Here is a 25,684-nt window from a genome sequence, read left to right on the forward strand (position 1 = left end):
CCAATTTTGGCATTCTTTTTGCTATTAGCAGTCTCCACAACATCACTCGCTGAACCCGGCAGCTCAGTCATTCATCTTGTATTAATCGGCTGCTTTAGGCCTAGCACCTTTATTTCAAATTTTCTTTTAAGGACAGTTCTCCTCGGCAGACACCACAGCGATATTTCGTTGTATTGATGCGTCGTTGCCGAGGATACGTTTGACCGCATTGTCGACAGTAGTAGAGCAGCTTAGGCGAAGATAGTTGTCGTTGTGAATCTTCTAATCTAGGCGCATACCGCAGTCCTCCACTTTGCTTAAGTAAATTTTTGAAATCACGGTCTTGATGTCGGTAGCCTCTACCGCATAAATGCAGATGATAGTGACACAATTCGTGCTTAATGATGCCAATGATCGTCTGTTGGTCAACAGCTGCAAAAAGACTCGGATTAAAATCTAAATGATGATCTCGCAAATGGTATCTGCCACCAGTTGTTTTCAGCCGCTTATTGAAGACAGCTTGGTGGCGAAAAGGACGTTGAAAAGTAGCCAAGGAAGTTGTTTCTACCAACTGTTGCAATTCTTCTTGGGTCATCTTACTTTTCCTGCACCGGATTTTTCATGGTCAAACTGATACGGCCTTTTTTCAGATCAACTTGTTCCACCCAGACAGTGACCACATCACCTACTGCAACGACGTCTTTCGGCTGCTTCACAAATTTATTGCTGAGTTTGGAAATATGCACTAAGCCATCTTGTTTGACACCAATGTCAACGAAGGCGCCAAAATCAATCACATTTCTCACTGTTCCCTTAAGCTCCATGCCGGCTTTGAGGTCTTCCATTTTCAAGACATCTTTTCGTAAAAGGGGCGCAGGCATTTCTTCTCGCATATCCCGTCCTGGTTGCAACAATGCCTTCAAAATATCTACAACGGTCTCTTTACCGATGCCAAGTTTACGACTCAACTCTTCTGGCTTCAGTTTTTTCAAAGCCTCTTGGGCTGTTTCAGACCCCAACTGTTTTTCTGTAACTGCTGCCAGCGCAAGGATTTCTTTGGTTGCTGGATAGCTTTCCGGGTGAATACCGGTATTGTCCAAAATATGTTTCCCCGCTGGAATCCTCAAAAATCCAATGGCTTGTTCGTAGGCTTTAGGTCCCAGTCGTGGTACTTTTTTCAGTTGATTACGGGCAGTAAAAGCCCCATTTTCCTCTCGATAAGTAAAGATATTTTGCGCGGTGGTTTTGTTCAAGCCGGCCACTCGTTGTAAAAGCTGAGGGCTGGCAGTATTGACATCCACCCCTACCTGGTTAACGACTGTCTCTACGACAAAATCCAGCTGCTCAGCCAATCGTTTTTGGGAAACATCATGTTGGTATTGCCCCACACCTACTGCCTGAGGATCAATTTTTACTAATTCTGCCAATGGATCTTGTAAACGGCGGCCAATACTGATGGCACTACGTTCTTCAACTGCCAAGTCGGGAAATTCTGCCCGAGCTGTATCACTTGCAGAATAGACAGAGGCGCCGGCTTCATTGACGATGACATAAAATACTTCCCGCTCTGTCTCACGAAGCTGTTCTGCGACAAATTGTTCTGATTCTCGGCTAGCTGTCCCATTGCCAATGGCTACCATGTCTACTTGGTACTTTTCAATCAGCTTGAAAAAGGCCGGCCCGGCTGCTGCGCGTTTGGCTTCATTGGCTGGCTTATGAGGATAGATTACTGCAATATCAAGTACTTTGCCGGTAGCATCTAAAACAGCCAATTTACAACCAGTTCGATAGGCGGGATCAAATCCCAAGACGACCTTTCCCTTCAAAGGCGGTTGCAACAAAAGATTACGAAGGTTTTCACCGAAGACTTGGATTGCCTGTTCATCCGCTGCTTCAGTCAACTGATTCCGCAGTTCCCGTTCGATGGCTGGTCCAATAAATCGTTTATAGGCATCTTCATAGGCCGCTGTTACAAGAGGTGTCGCTGGTGAAGAATGGGATTTCAGCAGTTTACTGCTGAAATAAGTCATGATTTTGGCTTCATCCACTTGGATTGTCACTTTTAGAATATCTTCATTCTCGCCGCGATTAGTGGCCAGTATTCGATGAGAGACCATCTTTTTCAAGGGTTCACTAAAATCATAATACATTTCATAAACGCCTTTTTCGTCCTTCTCTGCATCTTTGACCACACTGGTATAACTGCCGTGAGAAAAAGTATACTCCCGAATCCAGCTTCTAAACTCAGCAACGTCACCAAACTGTTCCGCCAAGATTTCATGAGCACCAGCCAATGCTTCTTCTGGTGTGAATACTTCCTTGTCAGGGTCAACAAATTGTGCCGCCTGTTGATTGACATCCCCAGCGGCAGGAAACGTCAGCAACCATTGTGCCAAAGCTTCCAATCCCCGCTCTTTTGCAATGGTAGCTTTTGTCCGGCGTTTTTGCTTAAAGGGTCGGTAAAGGTCCTCCACCTGTTGCATTTTCACTGCGGCGTTGATTGCTTGCGCCAGTTGGGGCGTCAATTTCTCCTGCTCTTGAATCAAACGCAATACTTCTTCTTTACGCTTTTCCAGGTTGCTCAAATACTGGTAACGTTCTTCAATCTCCCGAATCTGTACTTCATCCAGGTTCCCAGTCACTTCTTTACGATAACGAGCAATAAAAGGAACCGTATTGCCCTCTGTTAATAATTCCAACACCCGTTTTAACTGCCCAGGATGATACTGTTTCAACTCTTGTTTTAAAAGATCCAAAATTGCCTGATCCATCTGCGTCACACCTTTCTTGACAGTGGCCGCCAAAAAGGCATGCGAATCAAAACAAAGGCGCCGTTTTGATACATGCCTGACAGCTTTTGATGCCATACCGATTTATTTTACCATATCTTTCTTCAAAAAAGAAAAACCGGCAAACAGTTTCTCTGGCAGCTAAGATTACCTGTCCGGCTGCCATGGACCCGTGGTGTTTTGATACTCAATGTCTTGTAGGATCCCAGTTGTATCAAAAATCACACCATGTACACTGCCTCCAAAAACTGCTCCTCCATCGATGCCGATTTTGTTGTCTGAGAGCCAAAGATCCGTGGTCTGCATGTCCCCATGAAGCATTGGAGTAATGGTGTGGCCAAAGACGATGATCTTGCCAGTATTATTTTTTCCAGTGTGAAAAGGCTCTCTGATCCAAACAAAATCGTGAGGAGTGGTTTTGCGCCAATCCTTTTTGGTCAAATCAACACCGGCATGGACAAATACATAAGGCCCCCATTCATAATAGAGGGGTCGTTCTTTTAAAAAGGCAATCAGATCTTGGTAACGGCTGCGGATCATCATAGCTATTTCTGTGGGGGAGTATTCCTCCCAGGCGCCTTTATGAAGCAAACTCTCCACTGTTTCTTTGCCGCCATTGTAAAGATACATCGGCGCCACATCTTCCGGTTGTTGCAAAAAATCCAGCAAATACTCTTCGTGGTTGCCCATTAGGTAAACTGCACCTGATTCTTCCACTAGTCTTTTGCCTAACAACAGGCTCTCCTTGCTTCGTGGTCCGCGATCGTTCAGATCACCAATCAGCACCAATTGATGATGCTCCGGATCATAGTTGGCCACTTCCTTTTCAAACAGATCATACATGCCATGAATATCACTGATGGCAAAAACATAAGGTTTCATTTTTTGTGCTCCCTTCTCTAAAAATTCCGGCTCTCGTTAATCTAAGTGTACGCCACTGGTAAATAAATTGCGAAAGTCTGCTCCGTTTTCCCCAGAATAAATCTTTATAAAGGCATTCGTTTTAGAACTTCAGACACAAAAAAGGATCTACCCACCCTCTGCTAAAAAAAGTCTGCAGAGAAGCAGTAGATCCTGTATTTTTACTCCGTCACTGGTATTTTACGATAAACAAAACGGCCTTGCTTTTCTTTCAAGACTGCACCGTTTTCGGCAACTTTTTCGCCTCTCAGGTAGACAGCCTCCGCTGCCCCTTTAGTCACAAATCCATCATAAGGGGTGTAATCAACATTTTGCAGCTGTGTTGCAGCTGAGATCAAGCCGGCTTTGTCTGGATCCCAGACGACAATATCTGCATCTGATCCTTCTTGTAAAATTCCTTTTTGAGGAAAGAGGTGGAACTGCCGGGCGATGTTTTCCGATAACAAAGCCACCATTTTTTCTAAAGTAATTCTACCCGTATCCACACCGGCTGTGTAGATCAACTCCGGCCTTGTTTCAACCCCTGGCATACCATTGGGAATTTTACTGAAGTCATCAACCCCCAATGTTTTTTGGCCTGCAAAATTGAAACTGCAATGATCCGTAGAAATCGTGTTGATGGAACCATCTGTGATGCCTTCCCACAGTGCTTTCTGATCCGTTATTTTTCGGATAGGTGGTGAACAGACAAACTTGGCCCCCAGAAAATTCGGTTGATCATAAACGCTGTCATCCAAAAGAAGGTATTGCGGGCAAGTTTCGACGAATAATTGCTGGCCGCGCTTTCTCGCTCTGCGAACAGCTTCTAAAGAACGCCGAGTGGAAAGATGTACGATATTGACTGTCAAACCGGCTTCTTTAGCAATCATCAGGTAACGTTCCACCGCTTCTGCTTCAATTGCATCTGGTCTTGACAAAGGATGATAGTGGGGCGTAGTTTTCCCTGCCGCTAACAATTGATGAATCTTCTCATTGACTAAATCGCCATTTTCGCAATGAACCCCCAGCATGGCTCCTTGCTTTTGCAATTCCACCATGGCTTCAAAAAGTTCCCCGTCAGTAACCCGCAGATTGTCATAGGCCAGATACATTTTAAATGACGTGATCCCCTGATCAATCATTTCCGCGATTTCTTTTTTTATCGCTTCGTTCCATTCAATAATCGACATGTGATAAGTATAATCACATGAGCTCGTATGTTCAGCAAAGTTGTTCCAAACCGCAAGACATTCTTGTAAACTTTGCCCTTTGGTAGGTGTGGCCATATCAATAACAGTAGTCGTACCTTTTGCGACAGCTGCCTTGCTTCCGGTATAAAAATTATCCGCACTTCCTTGGGTACCTGGTCCATTGTTTAACTCCAAATGAGTATGGGCATCGATAAACCCGGGCAGCAAATACCGTCCCGTGACATCTTCCACCTCGGCGCCTGCTTGTGGCAGATTCGTCCCCATCTCGACAATCTTTTCACCATCAATCCGAACATCCAACTGCAGCCGTCCTCGTGCTGTGACGACAACCCCGCCTTTCAATAATTTCGACATTGTGTTTTACCCCCTGAAATCATTCATTTTCAGCGCTACGGGTGTGGCCGGTGCAAGGAATAGTCCGTTGCAGAAGCTCCGACATCTGTAAGCGTTTCAACTTATAATAGCACGAGACCTAAAAATTTTCAATTTTACCTAAAAAATAATTTGCATTCAAAAAAACCGGAAGCTTAGGGCTTCCGGTTCAGTGCTATTCTTCTACCTGCGTTAGTTGGCCGTCCCACTGACCGCAAAATAGTTTCCTTCAGGATCGGCGAAATTAAAGATCAGTCCTTCTTCTAATTGGACCAATTCCCCTAATTGGACACCTTGCTCCAGCATTTTCTGATACAAGGCCATCGCATCATCTGTTGAAAACATAATTGACGGTGCTGCAACATTGACCTCAGGCGAATGACTTTGGACATAGGTTAGGTCGTACAAGACAAAACTCAAATCAGCGGTGGCAGTCGGTGCGATTTCAGCTACCAAAGTACCATCAGCTTCCTGCGTATCAAGCAGCACAAAACCCAATGCTTCCCAAAAAGCAATGGCATTTGCTACATCCTCCATGTAAAGCATCACTTGCGTTTTCGCATTAAACATGATTACACTTCCTCAGCTTGACTGGCATTTGATTGAAAATTCAATTTAAGCCCTGGTTCGTCAGTGGCAATTTCTGTCACTTCATAAGTAATCCGTTCCACGATATCAAACAACGGCGCAACAATTTCATCAATCTCTTCTTTGGTGAGATCTTCTTGTTGTTCCACTTTGCGATTGACCAGATGATTCACCTGACTGATACTGCCGGAGAGAATGTATTCTTTAAAAATCAGATTGAACTCAAGACGTGCGCCAAGAATACTGTTTTCTTTCGGATAATCAGGGTCAGAGGTCTGCAAAGGGGCAAATCCCACATTCAGCTTTGTTTCGTATTCTTGTTCAGGAATACGGTGATCGTAGTGATAGCTTTCTACCACTGGTTTATGACGTTCAATTTTCATTTTTATCCTCCTGATAACGGATTGTGGCAAAGGTCTGGCAAGGTACCTATCAAACTGTTAGTCCCGCCGACTTAGCGTGCTTTCCGTTTTATCAAAGTTGTCTGGAAAAAGCTGGAACCCACCACTGTGGTCTTGTACGATTTCCCGGCTACTTTGTTATAAAAAGATTATAACACACCTTAAAAGAGCCTTTCCATTTAAAGCAATAAAAATGTTTTATGCCTATTCAAACTGCAACCACTGCCCTTCTATAAGGTAGCAGGCTTTGCAATTTTCTTTCAAAAAAAGCTCCCTTTACAGAATCAAAGAGACCAAGACACGAAAAACTCCCACTGCTTTTCACAGGAATTTTTCGGTGTCTTGGTCTGATGAATCTATTTTATTATCAGAGGCAAACAATCAGATTTTCGTCTCTCTTAAAACAAAGATTAAAGCTGGAAATTAAACTATTTCACTTCATTTTCCAGATAGTCAACGGCATCTTTTAACGTGCTTACAGGGACAATTTTCATCTCTGTTCCGAGCTTTTCGGCTGCAGCTTTGGCTTCTTGGTAATTGGTATCGTCTTTGCTTTCTCCTTTTGGCGCAAAGAAGATCTTGGCGCCACTGGCATCGGCTGAAGCAACCTTTTTATCGATTCCGCCGATTTGACCTACTGTCCCATCGGCATTCATAGTACCCGTACCGGCGATTGCCAACCCATGGCGCAGGTCTTTTGCAATCAGCTGTTGATAGATCTCCAAAGTGAACATCAACCCAGCGGAAGGGCCGCCGATATTGTCAACATTGAAGGTGACTTTTTCAGCAGACTCAATCTCCGTGTGGCTGGTCAGTGTGATGCCAATACCGGCTTTGCCTTGATTTGGTTTAGGGAGAGAAATCAGCTTGCCGGAAGCTTCTTTTTCTTTCCCATCTTGCAAATATGTCACGGTGACGCTTTGATCTACTTTTTGACTGTGGACATATTTCACCAGATCATCTGCATTTTCAAAACTTTTCCCATCCACTTTGGTTACAGTATCCCCTACTGAAATTTTCCCGTAAAAATTGGAAGTTGGATCGATGGCTAGAACATAGACTCCCAAGTAGCGCATTTCATATTTCTTATCGGCCAGCTTCAACGCTTGTTCAATGGCGGCATTTTGCGAAGACTCCATGTAGTAATTCTGGATACGATCATATTCTTCATTAGTCGCATTGCCCATCAATTCTTGCTTTGTAATCAGGTCCTGAAAATCAGAAAATTTCGCCCGTACAGCAGTGGCTACTGTCGCTTGCCGGATACCTACAGATGTCAACGCAAATGACCCGGAATGCTGATCTTTTTGATCGTTAACAGTGATTAGCTCGTCTAGTTTGATCGTAGCACCTGGTGCTTCAATGTAATATGGAATGGGAACTATCAGGCTTGCCAAAACTGCCAGTGCTGCCAATAAAAGCAGCAGTTGTTTCACTGGTACTTTATTTTGCTTTTTCATGGGTATCCCGCTTTCTTAAATAGGCTTCATAAATCGCTGGAGGTAAGTACTTTTTCACATCACCGTTAAAGAGCAGTACTTCCTTTAGCAAACTTGAGCTGATGTGGCTATACTCGGGTTTAGCCAACAAAAAAACGGTCTCGATCTCTGACGCTAAATGATTATTCATGGTCATGATATCTTTTTCATACTCGTAATCTTTGACACTGCGAATGCCTCGCAGCAAAAAGTCAGCGCCTAGTTTTTGAGCAGCCGTTACTGTCAACTCGGAATCTTGGGTCACCACTCGTACATTAGGCAGATGAGCCACCGCAGTTTGAATCAGTTCTGTTCGTTCTGCAGCTGAGAACCAACCGGCTTTTGAAGTATTGATAAATACACCAATAATCACTTCATCAAATAAGCGTGCCGCTCTTTCTACCGTATCCAAATGCCCCTTAGTAAATGGATCAAAACTGCCGGGAAACAACGCCTTTTTCATAGATTCTCCTCCTCTAATTGGAAGCGATAGATGGTGACAGCCGTAATTCCGTAAGTTTGCTGTCGAATCTGCTGTAAGCTTGCCCCGATGGTTTCAGGCAACGTGACTTGCTTATCCGTTTCACAGACAACCAGCGCATCCTCCCTTAATAATCCGCCATTCGCCATTTCAGTCAATTGTGTAACCAACTGCTGCTTGGCATAAGGGGGATCCAATAAAACTAAATCAAACTGCTGACCTTCCGCAGTCAACTGACGAAGCGCTGCCTCAGCGGTCATTTTCCAAACAGTAAATCGTTCCTCAACTTTAGTGATTGCAATGTTTTCTTTGATCACCTTGGTTGCAGGGTAACTGCGATCTACAAGATACGCATGATCCATTCCTCGAGAGACGGCTTCAATTGCCAAGCCACCGCTTCCAGCAAATAAGTCAAGACAAGTGCCGCCGTCAAAATAAGGGCCAATCATGTTGAATATAGATTCTTTTACTTTGTCAGTCGTTGGCCTAGTGTTGTCTCCTGACAAGCTCTTCAATTTTCTTCCCCGAAACTCACCGGAGATCACTCTCATATGTTTCCCTGCTTTCTGTTCTCAAATGGGTCGTTGCTTTTGATCCTACCACCGGATGTCCGCGATGACAATGAAAAAAGGTTGAAAATCCTTCGAAATCCAACGTTTTTTCCAGCCCTTTGTCAGGCACAAAAAAGGCGGAGATCATCCCCAGGACTCCCGCCTTTTATCGCTTTTTATCAATCGTTTCTCAAACATCTTCCGCCAAACGGATCGTTGTAGAGAGCTCTTCAACTTCAAAGCCGTCTTCATCCATTTGATACGCTGCCCTTGTTCCAATCTTGTCTGCGAAGTTCATTTCAACATCTGGACGATAAGAAGGCTCCACACTTCGTACAAAATGCAAGCGCTGAATTTTTTCCATATTTTCAGCAAAGCGCTCTTCATCCAAATACAGATACACATACTTCATTTTTCTGGAAACATAATGGACTAAACCATACCGTTTCAAATTCTTCAATTGTTTCAAGCTATAGACCCAAACAACCAGGCCGCGTCTTTTATTAATTTCAAATGCTGCTGTTGTATCAACTTCCATGACAATTTCCTCCGCAACCCTCGTGATGGTTTTTCGTTTCAAAAAATGGATTGCCCGCATCGACTTTGATTGCAGCATCAATTTTGTGGGCAATCGTTCCAGATATCTCATCCAACAATCCCTGCAAGCGCGTTTCTTGCACTCGGAAGTTAGCAACTATCGGATGCAAATCCAGCTGTCGTTTCGCCCCCATAACCGCCAAGCGGGTTTCTTTAAATCCCGGAGCATACTCTCCATAAGCTGCTACTGATTCATAATTATTTTTTTTATCGTTGAAAGCTTTCCGTAATCCTTGCGCTTCAAGATTTGTTTGCAATGATCTGCGAGCTATCTGGTATTCCCTGCAAAAGGGACTGTCGCTAATCACAGTAAGCAATTGTTGAATCTGCTGGTCGACTGCCAACATATTTTCATCGTAAATCATAGTTATTCACTGTCCTCTGTCGACGTTCTGTCCTCAAATAAGATTACCATATTCTGCTGCGAGATGCCAATAGCTGTCGCCTGCGGACTCTCTTTTGTAAAGCGAGTGTGTATATAAGGATCGCTGTACCAGGAAAGAATCTGAAACGTTAAATCATAACAAGGCGTCTCAAAAAAACCGTAGACTCCGGGAACTTCAAGTGCAGCAGCCAATTCTTCAAATTCTTTGCCACCAATGATAAAAAACTCATTGCCAGCATCTTCGGTTACTCGTAAAAAACTCTCCAATTTTGTTCCATCCAAATAGCTTTCCGGCTTTTTCAAAAAACGCGCTAAAAAGTCACGGCTCTGTCCTTGGAGAGTATAGGTGGTATCGTAATTTGGGAGATTTTCATTAGTTCTCAGGATGTTCAACAATCTGAATCCTTGCGTCTCTTTTTGCTGATCGATGGCCTCCCAATTTTCCGTGGTCGGTTGAATGGCCGTGACCGTCCCATCAGTCACGCTGTAAGGAGCCAGCTTCAACAGCATTTGTGCTGTCAGATACGCCACTGCAATCAATTCTGAATCATTATTGAAAAACAAAATGCCATACGTCCCGTTATCAAAAGCCACTAACGGACGATAGTTCAGATCTTCTTCCATCAATTCGAGGCTCACGTCTTCTTCGCCATTTTTGACTGTGAAATTGGGATATAGCATTGTAATTTGAGCCAAGTCACCCATACTCATCTTTAGCTGAAAAGGTGCAATGTTGGGGCCATCAATACCTGCTGTTTTAATCGCAGCTATTTTTCCTTCTTGAATACTGACTTCAAGATATGAATTCGTCAATTCTGTTTGATAGCGATTAATCAAAAAGCCATAGCCGGAATCATAACTAACTATAGGGCTACCATAAGTTCGTTCAAACTCTTTTTGGCTTTTTCCAATTAGTTTCGCAAATCCTTCCGCCTGAATGGGCTCGACTTGCAAACTGGTATTTCCCCCTTCACCAACAACTTGCGAGTCGTGGGGACGAAGCGTCTGCACCTGTCTCGGAAAAAAGATTGGTTGTAAATAGACGACAATCAACGTAATGAACAACAGAGCCACAAAAATCAGCCAGCGTCTTTTAATCGGACCATTCTTCATTCCTTCACTCCCCTTTATTTCTAAAAGACTTTTTAAAACCTTTTACGAGAAATTCCTTTTTCCAACTATTCTTCATCATACTATATTCCTGTAAAAATGAGAACTGCAATCCAATAGAAATCAGCAATAGTCTTCTCCATTGATTTTCGCTTTTTGAAAGAATTCTTCGTCCTTTCAAAAAAGCCGCAACCACAAAGGTCACGGCTTACCCAACACTTATTTTTCAACGATTTCAATCAATAGATCATCTTGTGCAATAGCTTCTCCTTCAGCCACATAGATATGCTTGATTTCACCATCAAAGCGCGCTTCAATGGCAGTCTCCATCTTCATAGCTTCAGTGACCATCAAGGTGTCGCCTTGTTTTACACGATCCCCTTTTTTAACTAATATTTGCAGAACTGACCCCGGCATGGTAGCACCAATCTGTTCCTTATTTGTCGGTTCTGCTTTTCGTTTGGTTTGAACTGCACTCTTGATGGAACTATCCTTCACAACAATTTCTCGGCGTTGACCATTCAAGTTAAAGAACAAGGTCCGATTGCCTTCGATATCCGGCTCACCGATTTCGTCCAGACGAATAATGAGGATCTTGCCTTTTTCAATCTCTACATTAATCGTTTCACCTAAACGCATGCCTTTAAAGAAAGTCGGAGTATCCAGCATCGTGACATCCGCAAACATGTTGTAGGCATCACGATAGTCCAGAAAGACTTGCGGATACATCAAGTAGCTCAAGATTTCATCTTGTTGCGGTTCATACCCAATCTTTTCTGCCAACTCCTGTTTCACTTTGCCAAAATCAACTGAAGCTGCCAATGCCCCAGGGCGATCAGTAAAAGCTGGTCGTCCTTTCAAAATGATTTTTTGAAGTTTTTCAGGGAAGCCACCAACCGGCTGCCCTAATTCCCCTTGGAAGAAGGTCACCACAGATTCTGGGAAGTTCAATTCCAGTCCTTTTTCATAGACATCTTCTTCAGTGAGATTGTTTTGAACCATGAACAAGGCCATGTCGCCGACAACCTTTGAAGAAGGCGTCACTTTCACGATATCACCGAACATCATGTTAACTGTATGGTACATCTCTTTGATTTCATCCCATTTGTCTCCGAGACCCACCGCTTTTGCTTGGACTTGCAAATTGGAATACTGTCCTCCAGGCATCTCGTGTTTGTAAACTTCAGTCTGAGGTGCATTTAAGCCGTTTTCAAAAGGTTTGTAGTACATCCGGACATCTTCCCAGTAGTGGTTGATTTGCTGGGCATTGTCTACATTGATTTGCGGCTGACGTTCATCATCTGCTAGAGCATAATACAAGCCACTGAGACTCGGCTGGCTGGTAGAAGCACTCATGGCACTAATTGCAACGTCAACGATATCTACGCCTGCTTGAGTGGCGGCCGAGTAGGTAATCACGCCATTACCCGCTGTGTCATGCGTATGCAGATGAATTGGCAAATCAACGGTATCCTTTAGTTCGCTGATCAAACGATAAGCTGCACGAGGTTTCAAAAGACCTGCCATATCCTTGATGGCAATGATATGTGCGCCACAGTTTTCCAGCTCTTTTGCCATATTCTTGTAGTATTGGACCGTATATTTATCCCGCATTGGATCATTGATGTCACCGGTGTAACAAATTGCTGCTTCAGCAATTTTCCCGGTATCTCTGACCGCTTGAATCGATTTTTCCATCTGAGGAACCCAATTGAGGCTATCAAAGATCCGGAACACATCGATACCTTGTGCCGCTGCTTCTTTGATAAATTCCACCAATACGTTGTCAGGATAATTGGAATAGCCGACTGCATTTGACCCACGGAAAAGCATCTGTAACAACGTATTAGGCATTAATTCCCGAATCATTCGCAGGCGTTTCCACGGGTCTTCATTTAAGAAACGATAAGCAACGTCAAAAGTAGCCCCACCCCACATTTCTGCTGAAAACAACTGCGGCATTGCTTTTTCGGTCAAGTCAGCGATTTTGCTGAAATCTTTGGTTCGCACTCGCGTTGCCAACAAGCTTTGATGAGCATCTCGGAAAGTCGTATCTGTCAAAAGCAATTCTTTGTGGCCTTTGATCCAAGCAGAAAGAGCCTCAGCTCCCTCTTCCTCCAAAACATTTTTAGCAGAACGATAACTGTCCAACGTTTCCAGCTTTTTGGGAATTCGTGGTGCTTCAAAATATTTTTTCTTAGACTGTTCAATCCCCGGAAAACCGTTGATGGTGATTTCGCCAATGTACTTCATAGTTTTATTGCCCCGGTCTCGCAATTTCGGAAACTCGAACAAACCTGGTGTATTATCAATGAAAGTCGTTTTGGCATCCCCCGATTGAAACTCGGGATGGTTGATCACATTTTGCATGAAAGGAATATTGGTTTTAACTCCGCGAATACGAAATTCTCGTAAGCAGCGCTGCATTTTTTGAATCGCCTGCTCAAAATTTGCACCAAATGTACAAACTTTTACCAGCAGCGAATCGAAATACGGTGAAACAACTGCTCCAGCATAGGCATTTCCAACGTCAAGACGCACCCCGAAACCACCCGGCGAACGATAGGTATCGATCTTACCGGTATCTGGCATAAAATTATTCAAAGGATCTTCAGTAGTGATCCGGCACTGGATGGCAGCTCCTTTAATTGCAATCTTATCTTGCTGGGGAATACCAATTTCACGATGCAGCTCTTTTCCTTGGGCAATTAGGATCTGAGAGGTCACAATATCGACATCTGTAATCATTTCTGTGATTGTATGCTCTACTTGAACCCGCGGATTGACCTCGATAAAGTAGAATTTGTCCCCTTCTACCAGAAATTCCACTGTCCCGGCATTGATATAACCAACGTGCTTCATCAACTGAACCGCCGCCTGACAAATGGTTTGACGCTGTTGGTCGTTTAAAGATACACAAGGGGCAACTTCAACTACTTTTTGATGTCGTCGCTGCACTGAGCAATCACGCTCAAATAAATGCACGACATTTCCGTGGGTATCCCCAAGTATTTGAACTTCAATATGCTTAGGATCACTGATATATTTTTCCACATACACTTCATCAGAACCAAAAGCTGCTTTTGCTTCACTTTTAGCCCGCTGATAACCGTCACGAGCTTCTTTTTCGTCATGGGCAACCCGCATGCCGCGGCCGCCGCCACCAAGAGCAGCTTTAATCATAACGGGGTAGTCATGGGTTCTGGCAAATTCCAGAACTTCTTCCACCGAAGCTACAGGACCATCTGAACCAGGGATCGATTGGATACCAGCAGCAATCGCCGCTTCTTTGGCTTTAATTTTGTCGCCGAAAATATCTAAATGGTAAGTTGATGGCCCGATAAAAATGATGCCCTCTGCTTCACAACGCTGCGCAAATTCCAGATTTTCCGATAAAAAACCATAACCCGGATGAATGGCTTCTGCCCCAGAATCTTTTGCAATCCGAATAATATCATCAATATCCAGGTATGCATCGATTGGTTTTTTTCCTTTTCCAACCAGGTAGGCTTCATCTGCTTTAAAACGATGGACGGAATACTCGTCTTCTGCCGCGTAGATTGCGACAGTTTTGATACGCAGCTCACTACAAGCACGAAATACTCGAATAGCAATTTCTCCCCGATTGGCCACCAGAACTTTTTTCATTTTACCACTCCTCGTTCATATTAAAGTAATGATTTTTCCAAAGAAAAATCAGTCTTATTTTCTCTACGTATATCATTCCACTAGACAACCTAGAAAGTGGAACTGACATCCTCGTTCATATTTAAGCAATGATTTTTCCAAAGAAAAATCAGCCTTATTTTCTCTACGTATATCATTCCACTAGCTAACCTAGAAAGTAGAACTGACAGTTTGATTCAGTTTATCGAAATGATTTTTTTATGTTCAGCTTCTGTTTCCATCTCAGACATGATTTTGAAAATTGTGACACTTCTTTTTTTAAAGACACGGCATCTGTTTCAGATGCCGTGTAATTTTTGATCTGGAAAATCATTTAACTTCCCAGACTAATTCCATATTTCTTTCGCTTTTCCTCGGCACTGATGTTCAGCACAAAGCCAATACAGATAGAAAGCATCAATAAACTGGATCCACCTTGACTGAGAAATGGAAAGGTGACGCCGGTCAATGGGATGATTCCTAAAACACCACCAAGATTGACGAAGACTTGGACCATAAACAATGCACCAATCCCGATCGACATTAGTGAATTGAACGGATCTGTTGATCGAATACCAACTAAGAAAATTCGAACAATCATATAAAAAACCAGCGCCAAGACTAAGATGGCTACAATCAGCCCCAATTCTTCAACAACAACGGCAAAAATATAATCCGTATAAGGAAACTGTAGAAAGCCTTTCTTTTGGATACTGTTCCCCAGTCCACGTCCAAACAATCCACCATTATAAAAAGCATAATAGCCGTTTACCAGTTGGTGCCCTTTATCATACAAATACTCAAAGGGATCTTGGTAGACAATAAATCGTTCAAACACATGACTAAATGGAATTGCGTTGATCTTTTCTCCTAGGGTATTTCCCAGCAAAGCGATACCCTTAATGACTCCTACAGAAGCGATAATACCCCCGATTCCTACTACAACGCTATACCAGAAATTAATCCCACTAGCTAACAACATTGCAATCGCAATCAGCATAATAATCGCTGCATTCCCAAGGTCAGGCATCAAAGCGATAATGATAATACCTGAAAATACATAAAGAAGAGGCATCGACAGTCGTTTAGGAATACCAGGCTCATTGATAATCTTCTGACGAGCAGCCAGTTTTACTGCTAAAAACCAAATGACAATAATTTTGAAAAACTCTGCGGGTTGGATGGTCATCCCTGGCAGTTTGATCCAACCGTACGCCCCATTTACCTGATGATTGTAAAAAAAACGGGTAAAGATCAACAACGCCAGCATCACAACAATAGCTATAGCAGATAAATTTTTACGTTTCAAAAAGTCAGTTTTCATTTTATAAATGATCCCAATCAAGACCAGGCTAATCACAAAGAAAGCCGCTTGCTTGATAACCGGTTCCATCGGATTTAACCCTTTAACCAGCTGATCATAGGAGGTGGAACTGTAAACCATCACCAACCCAAAAACACATAAAATCAAATAGGGAATTAAAATCCCATAATCCATCAGGTGGCGTTTTTTCAACTTTGTCGGCAAAAGCCTAAGCCTCCTTGCTGACGTCAGATTTTTGGTCTTCGTAAACTTCCGTGTAGAGACGATTCAGCTCTTTTTCCAAATCTGCCATCAGTTGGTGCCCCATTTCATTGGAAACCAGACCGAGACGGACAGCATAGGTCACTTGCCGGGAAAAACCATACATCTGTGTATCGACCACTTCTTCAAAAGCTTTACATTGCGAAATGCATTGACTGTTCTTTTGATTTTTAATCAGCTTTTTGATGCGGTCAGCATCTTGGACAAGCAGCTCCAATGCGAATTCCGGCGAAAATTCCATGATTATCCTTCCTTTCGGTCCTGAACTATCTGCCTATCCCGTAGGACAAGGTCCAGTACGCTTCAGTTTCATTATTATAGCATAGTTCACCATCAATTTGGATACCCTCTCAAAAACCTTTCATAATATTTTCAAGAAAGCAAATGAAATACCGAACAAAAAAACTAACTAGTGTTCAAAGCATTCGTATAAAAATCAGACATACTAAGCAACCCGTGAAACAAACTGTTTTTGTGAAACAACAAAGACTGATTATGACTTTCTCCAACTAACCGATTTCGTACAAAAATCCCTTTGGAACAATATCTATTCGCTTTTTTCAAAAGTAGTTTTCCACATAGATAAAGAAATCTCTAACAAAACAGGTCTTGGTTGATAAAGGTCTCTTTTAATAACGTTCGTAAAATATTGTTAAGAAAAAGCACGTCTCGGCACTTTCTGAGACTTCATTAAGAAGAGCTCATTTCGGCCTCTTTTTCTTTGAAAAGAGACTGTTTTAGTCGACTTCATTCTATTGGATATCTCTTTTTCTATACTTCGCATACAAAAAAATGTTGGAAGAAATCCGGAGAGTTTCCACCAACACTAAATATTGTAGAACCTAGACTCTTCGTACTCTCTTGATAAATTTCCTAAAAAAAAGAGTGCAATCTTTCTGTGGTAATAATACCATGGAAAGATTGCACTCTTTGCGAAAATTATTCGGCAGCAATTTTTTTCTTTTTAGCTGCTTTTTCACGTTCATTTTTGTTCAAAATTTGTTTCCGTAGCCGGATACTTTCTGGTGTCACTTCGCAGTACTCGTCTTCGTTCAGAAATTCCAATGATTCTTCCAACGTCAAGATACGTGGTTTTTTAATGACGGAAGTCTGATCTTTCGTCGCAGAGCGGACGTTAGTCATTTGTTTGGCTTTCGTAATATTGACAGTTAAGTCTTTATCCCGAGAGTTTTCACCGACGATCATGCCTTCATAAACTTCTGTCCCAGGCTCAACAAAGACTGTTCCGCGTTCTTCCACAGACATGATGGAATATGTTGTTGCTTTCCCTTGGTCGATAGAAACCAAGGCACCTTGGTGACGACCACCAATCTGTCCAGGAACCATCGGTAGATACGCATCAAAGGTATGAGCCATGATCCCGTAACCACGGGTCATAGATAAGAAGTCTGTACTAAACCCAATCAAGCCACGAGCAGGTACCAAGAAGATAATCCGAACTTGTCCGTTACCGGTATGGATCATGTCTTGCATTTCGCCTTTACGTACACCCAAAGCTTCGATTACAGAACCCATATATTCTTCCGGTGTATCAATTTGCACCCGTTCAAATGGTTCGCATTTGACACCGTCGATTTCACGTTCGATTACTTCAGGACGTGATACTTGCAGTTCAAAGCCTTCACGACGCATATTTTCAATCAAAATAGACAGATGCAGTTCGCCACGACCAGATACAATCCAAGCATCCGGTGCAATAGAATCGACCCGCAGTGAAACATCGGTTTGCAGTTGAGACATCAGACGTTCTTCAATCTTACGTGCAGTGACGAATTTCCCTTCACGGCCAGCAAACGGTGAGTTGTTCACCAAGAAAGTCATCTGCAAGGTTGGTTCATCAATATGCAGGATTGGCAAGGCATCTTGGTGGTCTACAGGCGTAACTGTTTCACCAACGAAAATATCTTCCATCCCTGAAACAGCAATCAAATCGCCAGCTTTGGCTTCTTGAATTTCTTGACGTTTCAAACCGAAGAAACCAAACAGTTTTGTTACTCGGAATTTTTTGACTTCCCCATCCAGTTTCATCAATGCCACTTGGTCACCTACACGAATAGTTCCACGGAAAACTCGACCGATCCCGATACGTCCCACATATTCATTATAGTCTAGCAAGGATACTTGGAATTGCAGGGGCTCGTCGCTATTATCTACCGGAGCTGGAATGTGTTCCAAAATAGTGTCAAAGATTGGAGCCATTGTCGCTTCTTGGTCAGCAGGATCATCGGAAAGACTTGATGTACCATTCAAAGCAGACGCATAGATCACAGGAAAATCCAGTTGGTCATCATCGGCTCCCAATTCGATAAACAGTTCCAACACTTCATCAACTACATGTTCCGGACGAGCAGAAGGCTTGTCGATTTTGTTGACTACTACGATTGGAATCAGATGTTGTTCCAACGCTTTTTTCAATACGAAACGAGTTTGAGGCATCGTTCCTTCATAAGCATCAACTACCAGCAATACACCATCAACCATTTTCATGATCCGTTCAACTTCGCCACCAAAGTCCGCGTGTCCAGGGGTATCCATGATATTGATCTTGTGGTCTTTATATTCAACAGCGGTGTTTTTCGCCAGAATGGTGATTCCCCGCTCTTTTTCCAACGCATTGGAGTCCATTGCCCGTTCAGCCAACTGTGTATGGCTATCCAGAGTATCGGATTGTTTCAATAATTCATCGACTAATGTGGTTTTTCCGTGGTCGACGTGGGCGATGATGGCCACGTTGCGGATGTCTTCACGTAATTTCACTGTTGTAAACTCCTCTTTTCCTTAAAAAAACCAGCCCATTGCGGCCGGTTTCGATGCACGATTGTTTCACTCGACGGCTTATTATATCAGAAACTCTTTCTGAAATATAGTGAAAATGTTTCATTTCTCCGAAAAAACCAAGCTTTCTTAAAGAAATTTCCAATTTCACAAACACTCCGTTCTATTTTCCACTCGCTAATTTCAAACACTCCTCATAAGCTTGAGGAGTCCCCGCCAAAAATACTTCGCGACCAGCCAGTTTTAACGAATCTCCGGTAATAGAGGACATTTTCAATCCCAAGGCCTCAATCAAGACACCACCAGGCGCATAGTCCCAAGGTGCTAATCTAGAAATATAGGCAACTCGCCGACCCAAGGCTAAATCAATCAGCTCGTAACCGGCACAACCTGACATTCGCACACCCATCGCGATATCACCAATCTCTTGCACATGGTAATCATTTCTTTGGTACATGACATGGTTCATACCTACTAATCCAGCAGATAATGCTTTATCTTTAGGAGCTGCTACCACGTTACCATTGCAAAAGACACCTAGGTCAGGCCCACCATATAAAAATTCGTCTTTCATTACATCATAAACAAAGCCCAATTTGCCAATTCCGTCTTCATACATGGCCACCATGATGCAAAAATTTTCCTGCTCTAAGACAAAGTTCATCGTACCATCAATAGGATCAATGATAAATACGCGACCGGAGAAGTCTGTTAAATGATCTTTTCCATTTTCTTCCCCCATGATTTTCGCATTCGGGTCAAAAGCCAAGATTTTATTTCCCAAAAATTCCTGGGTTGCTTTATCCATCTCTGTAACGAGATCCGTCCGTCCAGACTTTGTATCAATTTGTAAATCGTCGTTTGCAAAACTAGCTTTAATTTTGTCACCAGCTTCGTAGATCCAGCCTTTGATTTCCTCGGTAATCTGTTTCATTTGTGTCATAATGATTTCCCTTCTGTGCTCTTCACTTCAATTTAATCAAGCAGCGGACATTTTAAAGCGCCCTCGCTCTTTTTGTCGAGCCGACTGCAGTGTCCGGTACAATGAATATCCCGATAACTTCTCGAAATCTTTGCCCAATCGCCGCTCTTCACCAATGGAAGGAACAACTTTTTTGAATTGAGAATAGCCTTTCAAAAATGTTTCGGCCTGAATTCCTTCTTCATAGGCTTGCTCCAGTAATTCCCACATTTTCATCACTGTTACCATTTCCTCAGTTGTCCAGTCCAAATCTAATGGGTATTGATAATCTCGCATGGTTTCACCTCTCACATTCTCCACCAGTGTAACACAATCAGACAGCTTCCAAAAGAAGACAAACTAAGCGGCTTGTAAAAGTTGTCTGTCCACCCTAGTACAAGATTTTTCTCATAAACAGATAGAAAAAAACAGCCAACCTCCCGGAATCTCCAGGCAGATTGACTGTTGAACAACAATTAAATGTGGATTGGCAAACCAAGTGCCAATTCAGCTGTATCCATCGTGATTTCTCCCAAAGAAGGATGTGGATGGATTGTCAATGCGATATCTTCTGCATTCATTCCGGATTCGATGGCCAATGCCAACTCAGAAATCATATCAGAAGCGCCAACGCCGGCGATTTGAGCACCGATAATGACATTGTCATCAACGGTAGTTACCAAACGCATGAAGCCTTCCGTTTTATCCAAAGACAAAGCACGACCATTGCCTGAGAATGGGAACTTGAATGCTTTGGCATCGTAGCCTTTTTCTTTTGCTTCAGCAATCGTCAAACCGACAGAAGCTAACTCAGGGTCAGTGAAAGCTACGGCTGGCATAGCTTTATAGTCGACTGCCACTTTTTTACCTGAAATTGCTTCAGCAGCAATTTTAGCTTCATAGCTAGCTTTATGAGCCAAGGCAGCACCAGCTACGATGTCACCAATAGCAAAAATATTTTTCACATTGGTCCGTCCCTGTGCATCTACCGGAATCAATCCCCGTTCAGCGACTTCAACTCCTGCTTGTTCTAATCCAAGATCATCCGTATTGGCACGGCGACCAACAGTTACCATGACATAATCAGCAACTACAGATTGTTCTTTTCCGTCGACTTCATACTTGACGGTCACACTGTCTCCATTGTCAATGGCTTCTTTAGCCATTGCGCTGGTAACAACGGTTACGCCTTTTTTCTTGAAGTCGTCTTCTACCAATTTCACCATGTCTTTTTCATATGTTGGCAAAATTTGCGGAGAACCTTCAAGGATTGTCACATCGGCACCAAGGTTGGCATAAGCGCCACCCAATTCAGCACCGATAACACCGCCACCAATGATGACGAATTTTTTCGGAACTTCTTTCAAGTTCAAACCACCAGTAGAATCCAACACGCGACCACCGAACTTGAAGCCCTTGATTTCGATAGGACGAGAACCAGTAGCAACGATAGCATTATTGAAAGAATAGGTTTGAGCAGAATCCGGATGCATCACACGCAAGGTATGATCATCTACGAAAAAGGCTTCCCCCATCAAGATTTCAACTTTATGTTTTTTCAAAAGAAATTCTACACCGCTAGTCAATTTATGAACAACACTGTTATCTTTCCATTCTTGAGTCTTAGTAAAGTCCAATTGAACATTTTCAGCAGAAACACCAAAAACGCTAGAGTCTTTGGATTCTTGCAGATGATGCCCAGCTGCAATCAAGGCTTTTGAAGGGATACAACCGACGTTCAAACAAACCCCGCCGATAAATTCCCGTTCAATGATCGCAACCTTTTGACCCATTTCAGCGGCTCGGATGGCGGCCACATAGCCGCCAGGTCCAGCACCGATTACAACTGTATCCAATTCGATAGCAAAATCTCCAACTACCATTTTTTTATCATCCTTCCATCAACATCAATTCAGGATCCGCCAACAGACGTTTGATGTTGTTCATAGCTTTTTGAGCAGTTGCGCCGTCAACGATGCGGTGATCAAAGCTCAGTGAAAGTTTCATGACACGACCGACGACGATTTCGCCCTCAGCATTGACAATCGGTTGTTGAGAAATCGTTCCTACACCTAAGATGGCAACTTCCGGGTAATTGATGACAGGTGTAAAGAAGCCGCCGCCAACTGAACCAATGTTGCTGATAGTGATTGTGCCATTGCGCATGTCTTCAGCAGAAAGTTTGCCTTCTTGAGCCATTGCCGCTTTTTCATTGATTTCATCAGCAATTGCAAACAATCCTTTGGTATCGGCATTTTTAACATTTGGTACGTACAATCCATGATCTGTATCAGTTGCAATACCAATATTATAGTAGTGTTTATAAACAATCTCTTGTTTGGCATCGTCAATTGAAGCATTCAATACAGGATATTTTTTGACAGTAGTCGTCAAAGCTTTTACTACGTATGGTAAGAAAGTCAGCTTAGTATCTTGCTGAGCGGCCACTTCTTTGAAACGCTTGCGGTTATCCCACAATTTGGAAACTTCAACTTCATCATGCAATGTTACGTGAGGAGCAGTATGCTTGCTGTTAACCATTGCTTTAGCGATTGCTTTGCGCATTGGTGTCAACGCTTCGCGGGTTTCCAACTCACCCAAATTAGAAACAAAGGCTTTTGGTGCTTCTTTAGCCGTAGCTGCTGCTGGTTGAGTGACTGCTTGTGGTGCTGTCGTTTCTGAGGAAGCTTGTACTGCTTGGCCGCCGCCTGAAACAAACGCATCGATATCTTCTTTAGTTACGCGACCGCCATTTCCGGTAGCCGTAACTTGTGAGATATCCACGTCTTTTTCACGAGCGTATTGACGCACAGATGGCATTGCCAACACTCGTTTATTAGGATCGGCAGCTGTCACTACAGCAGTGATTGGTGCTGATGCTGCTGGTTTTGACGGTTGTGCTGCAGCGACTTGAGGAGCTGCCGGTGCTGGGGCTGCTGTTGGTGCATCATTGTGGCCTGGTGCATCAATTTCAACTAACACATCGCCAACTTGCGCCACTGTTCCTTCAGGTACCAAGACGTTTTTGACAGTCCCAGTAACTGGTGAAGGAATTTCTTCGACGGATTTGTCATTTTGAACTTCTAACAAAGTATCATCTTCATTGATGGTGTCGCCGGCTTTAACAAACCATTTGACGATTTCACCTTCTGCGATACCTTCACCGATATCTGGCAATTTGAATTGGAACACACCGCCACCGGAAGCTGCCGGTGTTGCTTCTACTTTTGGCGCTTCAGCTGCTGGAGCTGCTGTTGGTGCATCATTTCCTTCAAAACCAGGCGCGTCGATTTCAACTAATACGTCGCCGACTTGTGCGACTGTCCCTTCAGGTACCAAAACGTTTTTGACAGTCCCGGTAACTGGTGAGGGGATTTCTTCTACAGATTTATCATTTTGGACTTCCAGTAAAGTATCGTCTTCTTTGATGGTATCGCCGGGTTTAACGAACCACTTAACGATTTCACCTTCCGCGATGCCTTCACCGATATCCGGTAATTTGAATTGATAAGCCATTGTTCTACTTCCCTTCTGCTATACCTTAAAAGTTCACGATTTCTTTGACTTTGGCTTCAATATCAGCCGCATTAGGCAGCCAGATATTTTCTGCTTGTCCGAATGGGAAAATCGTATCCGGAGCAGAAACACGACCAATTGGTGCCTGCAAGGACAAAATCGATCGTTCTGAAATTTCTGAAACCACTTGTGCACCGACACCAGCTTGTTTTTGTGCTTCTTGAACGACAACAACGCGCCCGGTCTTTTCAACAGAAGCGATAATTGTATTTACGTCCAACGGTGCCACTGTTCGCAAGTCAATAATTTCAGCATCAATGTTTTCTTTTGCCAAATTGTCAGCGGCTTTAATCGCTTCACGAACCATCGCACCGTAAGTAATGATGGAAACATCTTTTCCTTCGCGAGTTACAGCTGCTTTGTCCAATGGCACTTCATAAGCTTCATCCGGCACTTCGTCACGGAAAGAACGATACAATTTCATGTGTTCCAAAAAGACGACTGGATCATTGCTGCGAATAGATGCAATCAAAAGACCTTTTGCATCGTAAGGATTTGAAGGGATTACAACCCGCAAACCAGGTGATTGAGCCATTAACCCTTCCAAGTTGTCTGAGTGAAGTTCCGGTGTATGCACACCCCCACCAAATGGTGAGCGAATTGTGATAGGCAAATTACGGGTTCCCCCCATGCGGTAGCGAGTACGAGCCATTTGACCCACAATTTCATCCATTACTTCAAAAACAAAACCAAAGAATTGGATTTCAGGAACCGGACGATAACCTTCCAATGCCAAACCAAAGGCTAAACCACCAATACCTGATTCTGCCAGAGGGGTATCAAAGACTCGATCTTCACCAAATTTATCTTGTAATCCTTCAGTCGCACGGAAAACACCACCGTTTTTACCGACGTCTTCCCCGAATACCAAAATGTTTTCATCACGTTTCAATTCCAAAGCCAATGCATCAGTGATGGCTTGGATCATCGTTTTTTGCGCCATGATTATTTCGACTCCTTCGCTTCATAGAATGCAATTTGTTCGCGAATGTTTTGTGGTTGGACTTCATACATGTTCTTCAAGAAGTCAGATACCTTTTGTTTAGGTACCCGATCCGCTTCCGCGATTGCTGCTTTGATTTCATCTTTTGTAGCTTCGATGATTTCTTCTTCTTTTGCTTCAGACCAGAGACCTTTTTCAGTCAAATAGTTCCGCATACGAATCAACGGATCCTTTTGTTGCCATTCGTTGTCCAGATCTTTTGAACGGTAACGCGTTGGATCATCACCGGAAAGAGTATGTGGCCCATAACGATAAGTCAGTGTTTCAATTAAGACAGGGCCATTGCCATTAGCTGCCCATTCTCGCGCGGCTTTAGAAACAGTATACATTGCCAACGCATCCATACCGTCGACTTGAATCCCAGGAATCCCAGCTGCAGCTGCTTTTTGAGCCAACGTTTTGGCAGCGGTTTGTTTTTCACGCGGGGTTGAAATCGCAAACCCGTTATTTTGAATGAAGAACACCGCATTGGCATGATAGGCACCAGCAAAGTTGATTGCTTCATAAAAGTCACCCTGTGAAGAACCGCCATCACCGGTATAAACAAACGCAACATTTTTACTATTACGTTTTTTCAAGCCCAACGCTACACCGGCAGCTTGTACATATTGAGCACCGATAATGATTTGTGGTGGCATTGCATAAAGGTCATCTGCGTAAAGGTTACCTGCCGCATGTCCTCGTGACCACAAGAAAGCTTCTTTCAATGGCAAACCGTGTTGAACTAATTGGGGAACATCACGATACCCGGGGAACAGTCGATCTTCTTTTTCAAATGCAAAATGACTAGCCAATTGGCTGGCTTCTTGTCCGGCAGTTGGTGCATAAAAGCCCAAGCGGCCTTGGCGATTTAGAGCAGTCGAACGTTGATCCAACACACGGGACCAAACCATCTGACGCATCAATTCTACCAATTCATCATCGGACAAATCGGGAATCAAGTCTTTATTTACCACCTTACCGTCCTTATCCAACGCTTGGTAAGTCGGGAAGTCGGCATTGACTTGCTCTAAAAGCTTGTTAAAATCAATTACTTCTTTAGCCATGTATCACACTTTCCTCTCTGATTATCTTTCGGCGGTTGTAACAGCTTTGTATTCTGTATCAATACCAAAAATATCTTACATCATTAAATTATCATTTCTTCAAAGAACTTACAAGTGAAGTGCTCACCACTGAAGCAAAGCAAAGCCTGATAAAATCAGAATTTCACTATTTGCATTTGTGATTTCGGTCACAAATATGAAACGCTTAC

22 protein-coding genes are annotated in these 25,684 nt (G+C 43.2%); all 22 read right to left on the minus strand.

The genetic code is table 11. The features are described from left to right. Positions 1 to 109: 109 nt before the first annotated feature. The 22 genes from ACOMA8_RS10980 to pdhA all read right to left on the minus strand — a co-directional run bounded on the left by ACOMA8_RS10980 (position 110) and on the right by pdhA (position 25,475). Complete coding sequence (locus tag ACOMA8_RS10980; RefSeq protein ID WP_161899703.1) at positions 110 to 574, minus strand: SprT family protein; 465 nt, start codon at positions 572 to 574, stop codon at positions 110 to 112. Position 575: 1 nt separating this feature from the next. Continuing rightward, positions 576 to 2,750, minus strand: coding sequence for a Tex family protein (locus tag ACOMA8_RS10985; RefSeq protein WP_421370746.1), 2,175 nt, complete (start codon positions 2,748 to 2,750; stop codon positions 576 to 578). Between the two features lie 165 nt (positions 2,751 to 2,915). After that, entirely contained in the window at positions 2,916 to 3,650 is a 735-nt protein-coding gene (locus tag ACOMA8_RS10990; RefSeq protein WP_421370748.1) for a metallophosphoesterase, read from the minus strand. A 200-nt stretch (positions 3,651 to 3,850) separates the two neighbouring features. Further along, positions 3,851 to 5,233: a dihydropyrimidinase gene (hydA, locus tag ACOMA8_RS10995; protein WP_161899700.1), complete on the minus strand. Its 1,383-nt coding sequence runs from the start codon at positions 5,231 to 5,233 to the stop codon at positions 3,851 to 3,853. A 210-nt stretch (positions 5,234 to 5,443) separates the two neighbouring features. Then, complete coding sequence (locus ACOMA8_RS11000; protein ID WP_161899699.1) at positions 5,444 to 5,821, minus strand: VOC family protein; 378 nt, start codon at positions 5,819 to 5,821, stop codon at positions 5,444 to 5,446. A gap of 2 nt (positions 5,822 to 5,823) precedes the next feature. Beyond that, entirely contained in the window at positions 5,824 to 6,222 is a 399-nt protein-coding gene (locus tag ACOMA8_RS11005; protein ID WP_161899698.1) for a DUF1149 family protein, read from the minus strand. Positions 6,223 to 6,668: 446 nt separating this feature from the next. Then, positions 6,669 to 7,700, minus strand: a complete 1,032-nt coding sequence (locus ACOMA8_RS11010) for a SepM family pheromone-processing serine protease (protein WP_421370752.1) — start codon at positions 7,698 to 7,700, stop codon at positions 6,669 to 6,671. Continuing rightward, positions 7,684 to 8,181 carry a pantetheine-phosphate adenylyltransferase gene (gene coaD, locus ACOMA8_RS11015; protein WP_421370754.1) on the minus strand — a complete coding sequence of 166 codons (498 nt, stop codon included), beginning with the start codon at positions 8,179 to 8,181 and terminating at the stop codon, positions 7,684 to 7,686. The genes ACOMA8_RS11010 and coaD overlap by 17 nt, the downstream gene beginning before the upstream one ends. Continuing rightward, positions 8,178 to 8,750 carry a 16S rRNA (guanine(966)-N(2))-methyltransferase RsmD gene (gene rsmD / locus ACOMA8_RS11020; RefSeq protein WP_161899695.1) on the minus strand — a complete coding sequence of 191 codons (573 nt, stop codon included), beginning with the start codon at positions 8,748 to 8,750 and terminating at the stop codon, positions 8,178 to 8,180. Before rsmD ends, coaD begins: the two co-directional genes overlap by 4 nt. Positions 8,751 to 8,940: 190 nt before the next feature. Beyond that, positions 8,941 to 9,288, minus strand: coding sequence for a YlbG family protein (locus ACOMA8_RS11025; RefSeq protein ID WP_161899694.1), 348 nt, complete (start codon positions 9,286 to 9,288; stop codon positions 8,941 to 8,943). After that, positions 9,278 to 9,712, minus strand: coding sequence for a YlbF/YmcA family competence regulator (locus tag ACOMA8_RS11030; RefSeq protein WP_161899693.1), 435 nt, complete (start codon positions 9,710 to 9,712; stop codon positions 9,278 to 9,280). Before ACOMA8_RS11030 ends, ACOMA8_RS11025 begins: the two co-directional genes overlap by 11 nt. 2 nt (positions 9,713 to 9,714) lie before the next feature. Next, positions 9,715 to 10,845, minus strand: a complete 1,131-nt coding sequence (locus ACOMA8_RS11035; protein ID WP_421370759.1) for a CAP-associated domain-containing protein — start codon at positions 10,843 to 10,845, stop codon at positions 9,715 to 9,717. A 216-nt stretch (positions 10,846 to 11,061) separates the two neighbouring features. Beyond that, positions 11,062 to 14,490, minus strand: a complete 3,429-nt coding sequence (locus tag ACOMA8_RS11040; RefSeq protein ID WP_421370761.1) for a pyruvate carboxylase — start codon at positions 14,488 to 14,490, stop codon at positions 11,062 to 11,064. 352 nt (positions 14,491 to 14,842) lie between these two features. Continuing rightward, entirely contained in the window at positions 14,843 to 16,036 is a 1,194-nt protein-coding gene (locus tag ACOMA8_RS11045) for an FtsW/RodA/SpoVE family cell cycle protein (RefSeq protein ID WP_421370763.1), read from the minus strand. 4 nt (positions 16,037 to 16,040) lie between these two features. Continuing rightward, positions 16,041 to 16,334, minus strand: coding sequence for an Fpa/YlaN family protein (locus ACOMA8_RS11050; RefSeq protein WP_161899689.1), 294 nt, complete (start codon positions 16,332 to 16,334; stop codon positions 16,041 to 16,043). A gap of 698 nt (positions 16,335 to 17,032) precedes the next feature. Next, positions 17,033 to 18,871 (minus strand): translational GTPase TypA, encoded by a 1,839-nt coding sequence (gene typA / locus ACOMA8_RS11055; RefSeq protein ID WP_161899688.1) that lies wholly within the window; start codon positions 18,869 to 18,871, stop codon positions 17,033 to 17,035. 181 nt (positions 18,872 to 19,052) lie between these two features. Beyond that, positions 19,053 to 19,823 (minus strand): inositol monophosphatase family protein, encoded by a 771-nt coding sequence (locus tag ACOMA8_RS11060; RefSeq protein WP_421370835.1) that lies wholly within the window; start codon positions 19,821 to 19,823, stop codon positions 19,053 to 19,055. A gap of 45 nt (positions 19,824 to 19,868) precedes the next feature. Then, positions 19,869 to 20,147: a UPF0223 family protein gene (locus ACOMA8_RS11065; protein WP_161899687.1), complete on the minus strand. Its 279-nt coding sequence runs from the start codon at positions 20,145 to 20,147 to the stop codon at positions 19,869 to 19,871. 179 nt (positions 20,148 to 20,326) lie between these two features. Beyond that, positions 20,327 to 21,733: a dihydrolipoyl dehydrogenase gene (lpdA, locus tag ACOMA8_RS11070; protein WP_421370766.1), complete on the minus strand. Its 1,407-nt coding sequence runs from the start codon at positions 21,731 to 21,733 to the stop codon at positions 20,327 to 20,329. Positions 21,734 to 21,740: 7 nt separating this feature from the next. Then, positions 21,741 to 23,366: a dihydrolipoyllysine-residue acetyltransferase gene (locus tag ACOMA8_RS11075; RefSeq protein WP_421370768.1), complete on the minus strand. Its 1,626-nt coding sequence runs from the start codon at positions 23,364 to 23,366 to the stop codon at positions 21,741 to 21,743. Positions 23,367 to 23,391: 25 nt separating this feature from the next. Then, complete coding sequence (locus ACOMA8_RS11080; protein ID WP_161899684.1) at positions 23,392 to 24,369, minus strand: alpha-ketoacid dehydrogenase subunit beta; 978 nt, start codon at positions 24,367 to 24,369, stop codon at positions 23,392 to 23,394. Between the two features lie 2 nt (positions 24,370 to 24,371). Beyond that, positions 24,372 to 25,475: a pyruvate dehydrogenase (acetyl-transferring) E1 component subunit alpha gene (gene pdhA, locus ACOMA8_RS11085; RefSeq protein ID WP_161899683.1), complete on the minus strand. Its 1,104-nt coding sequence runs from the start codon at positions 25,473 to 25,475 to the stop codon at positions 24,372 to 24,374. Between the last annotated feature and the right edge of the window lie 209 nt (positions 25,476 to 25,684).

Origin of the sequence: Enterococcus infantis (genome assembly GCF_049166715.1) — a bacterium.
Lineage (GTDB): Bacteria > Bacillota > Bacilli > Lactobacillales > Enterococcaceae > Enterococcus_C > Enterococcus_C leclercqii.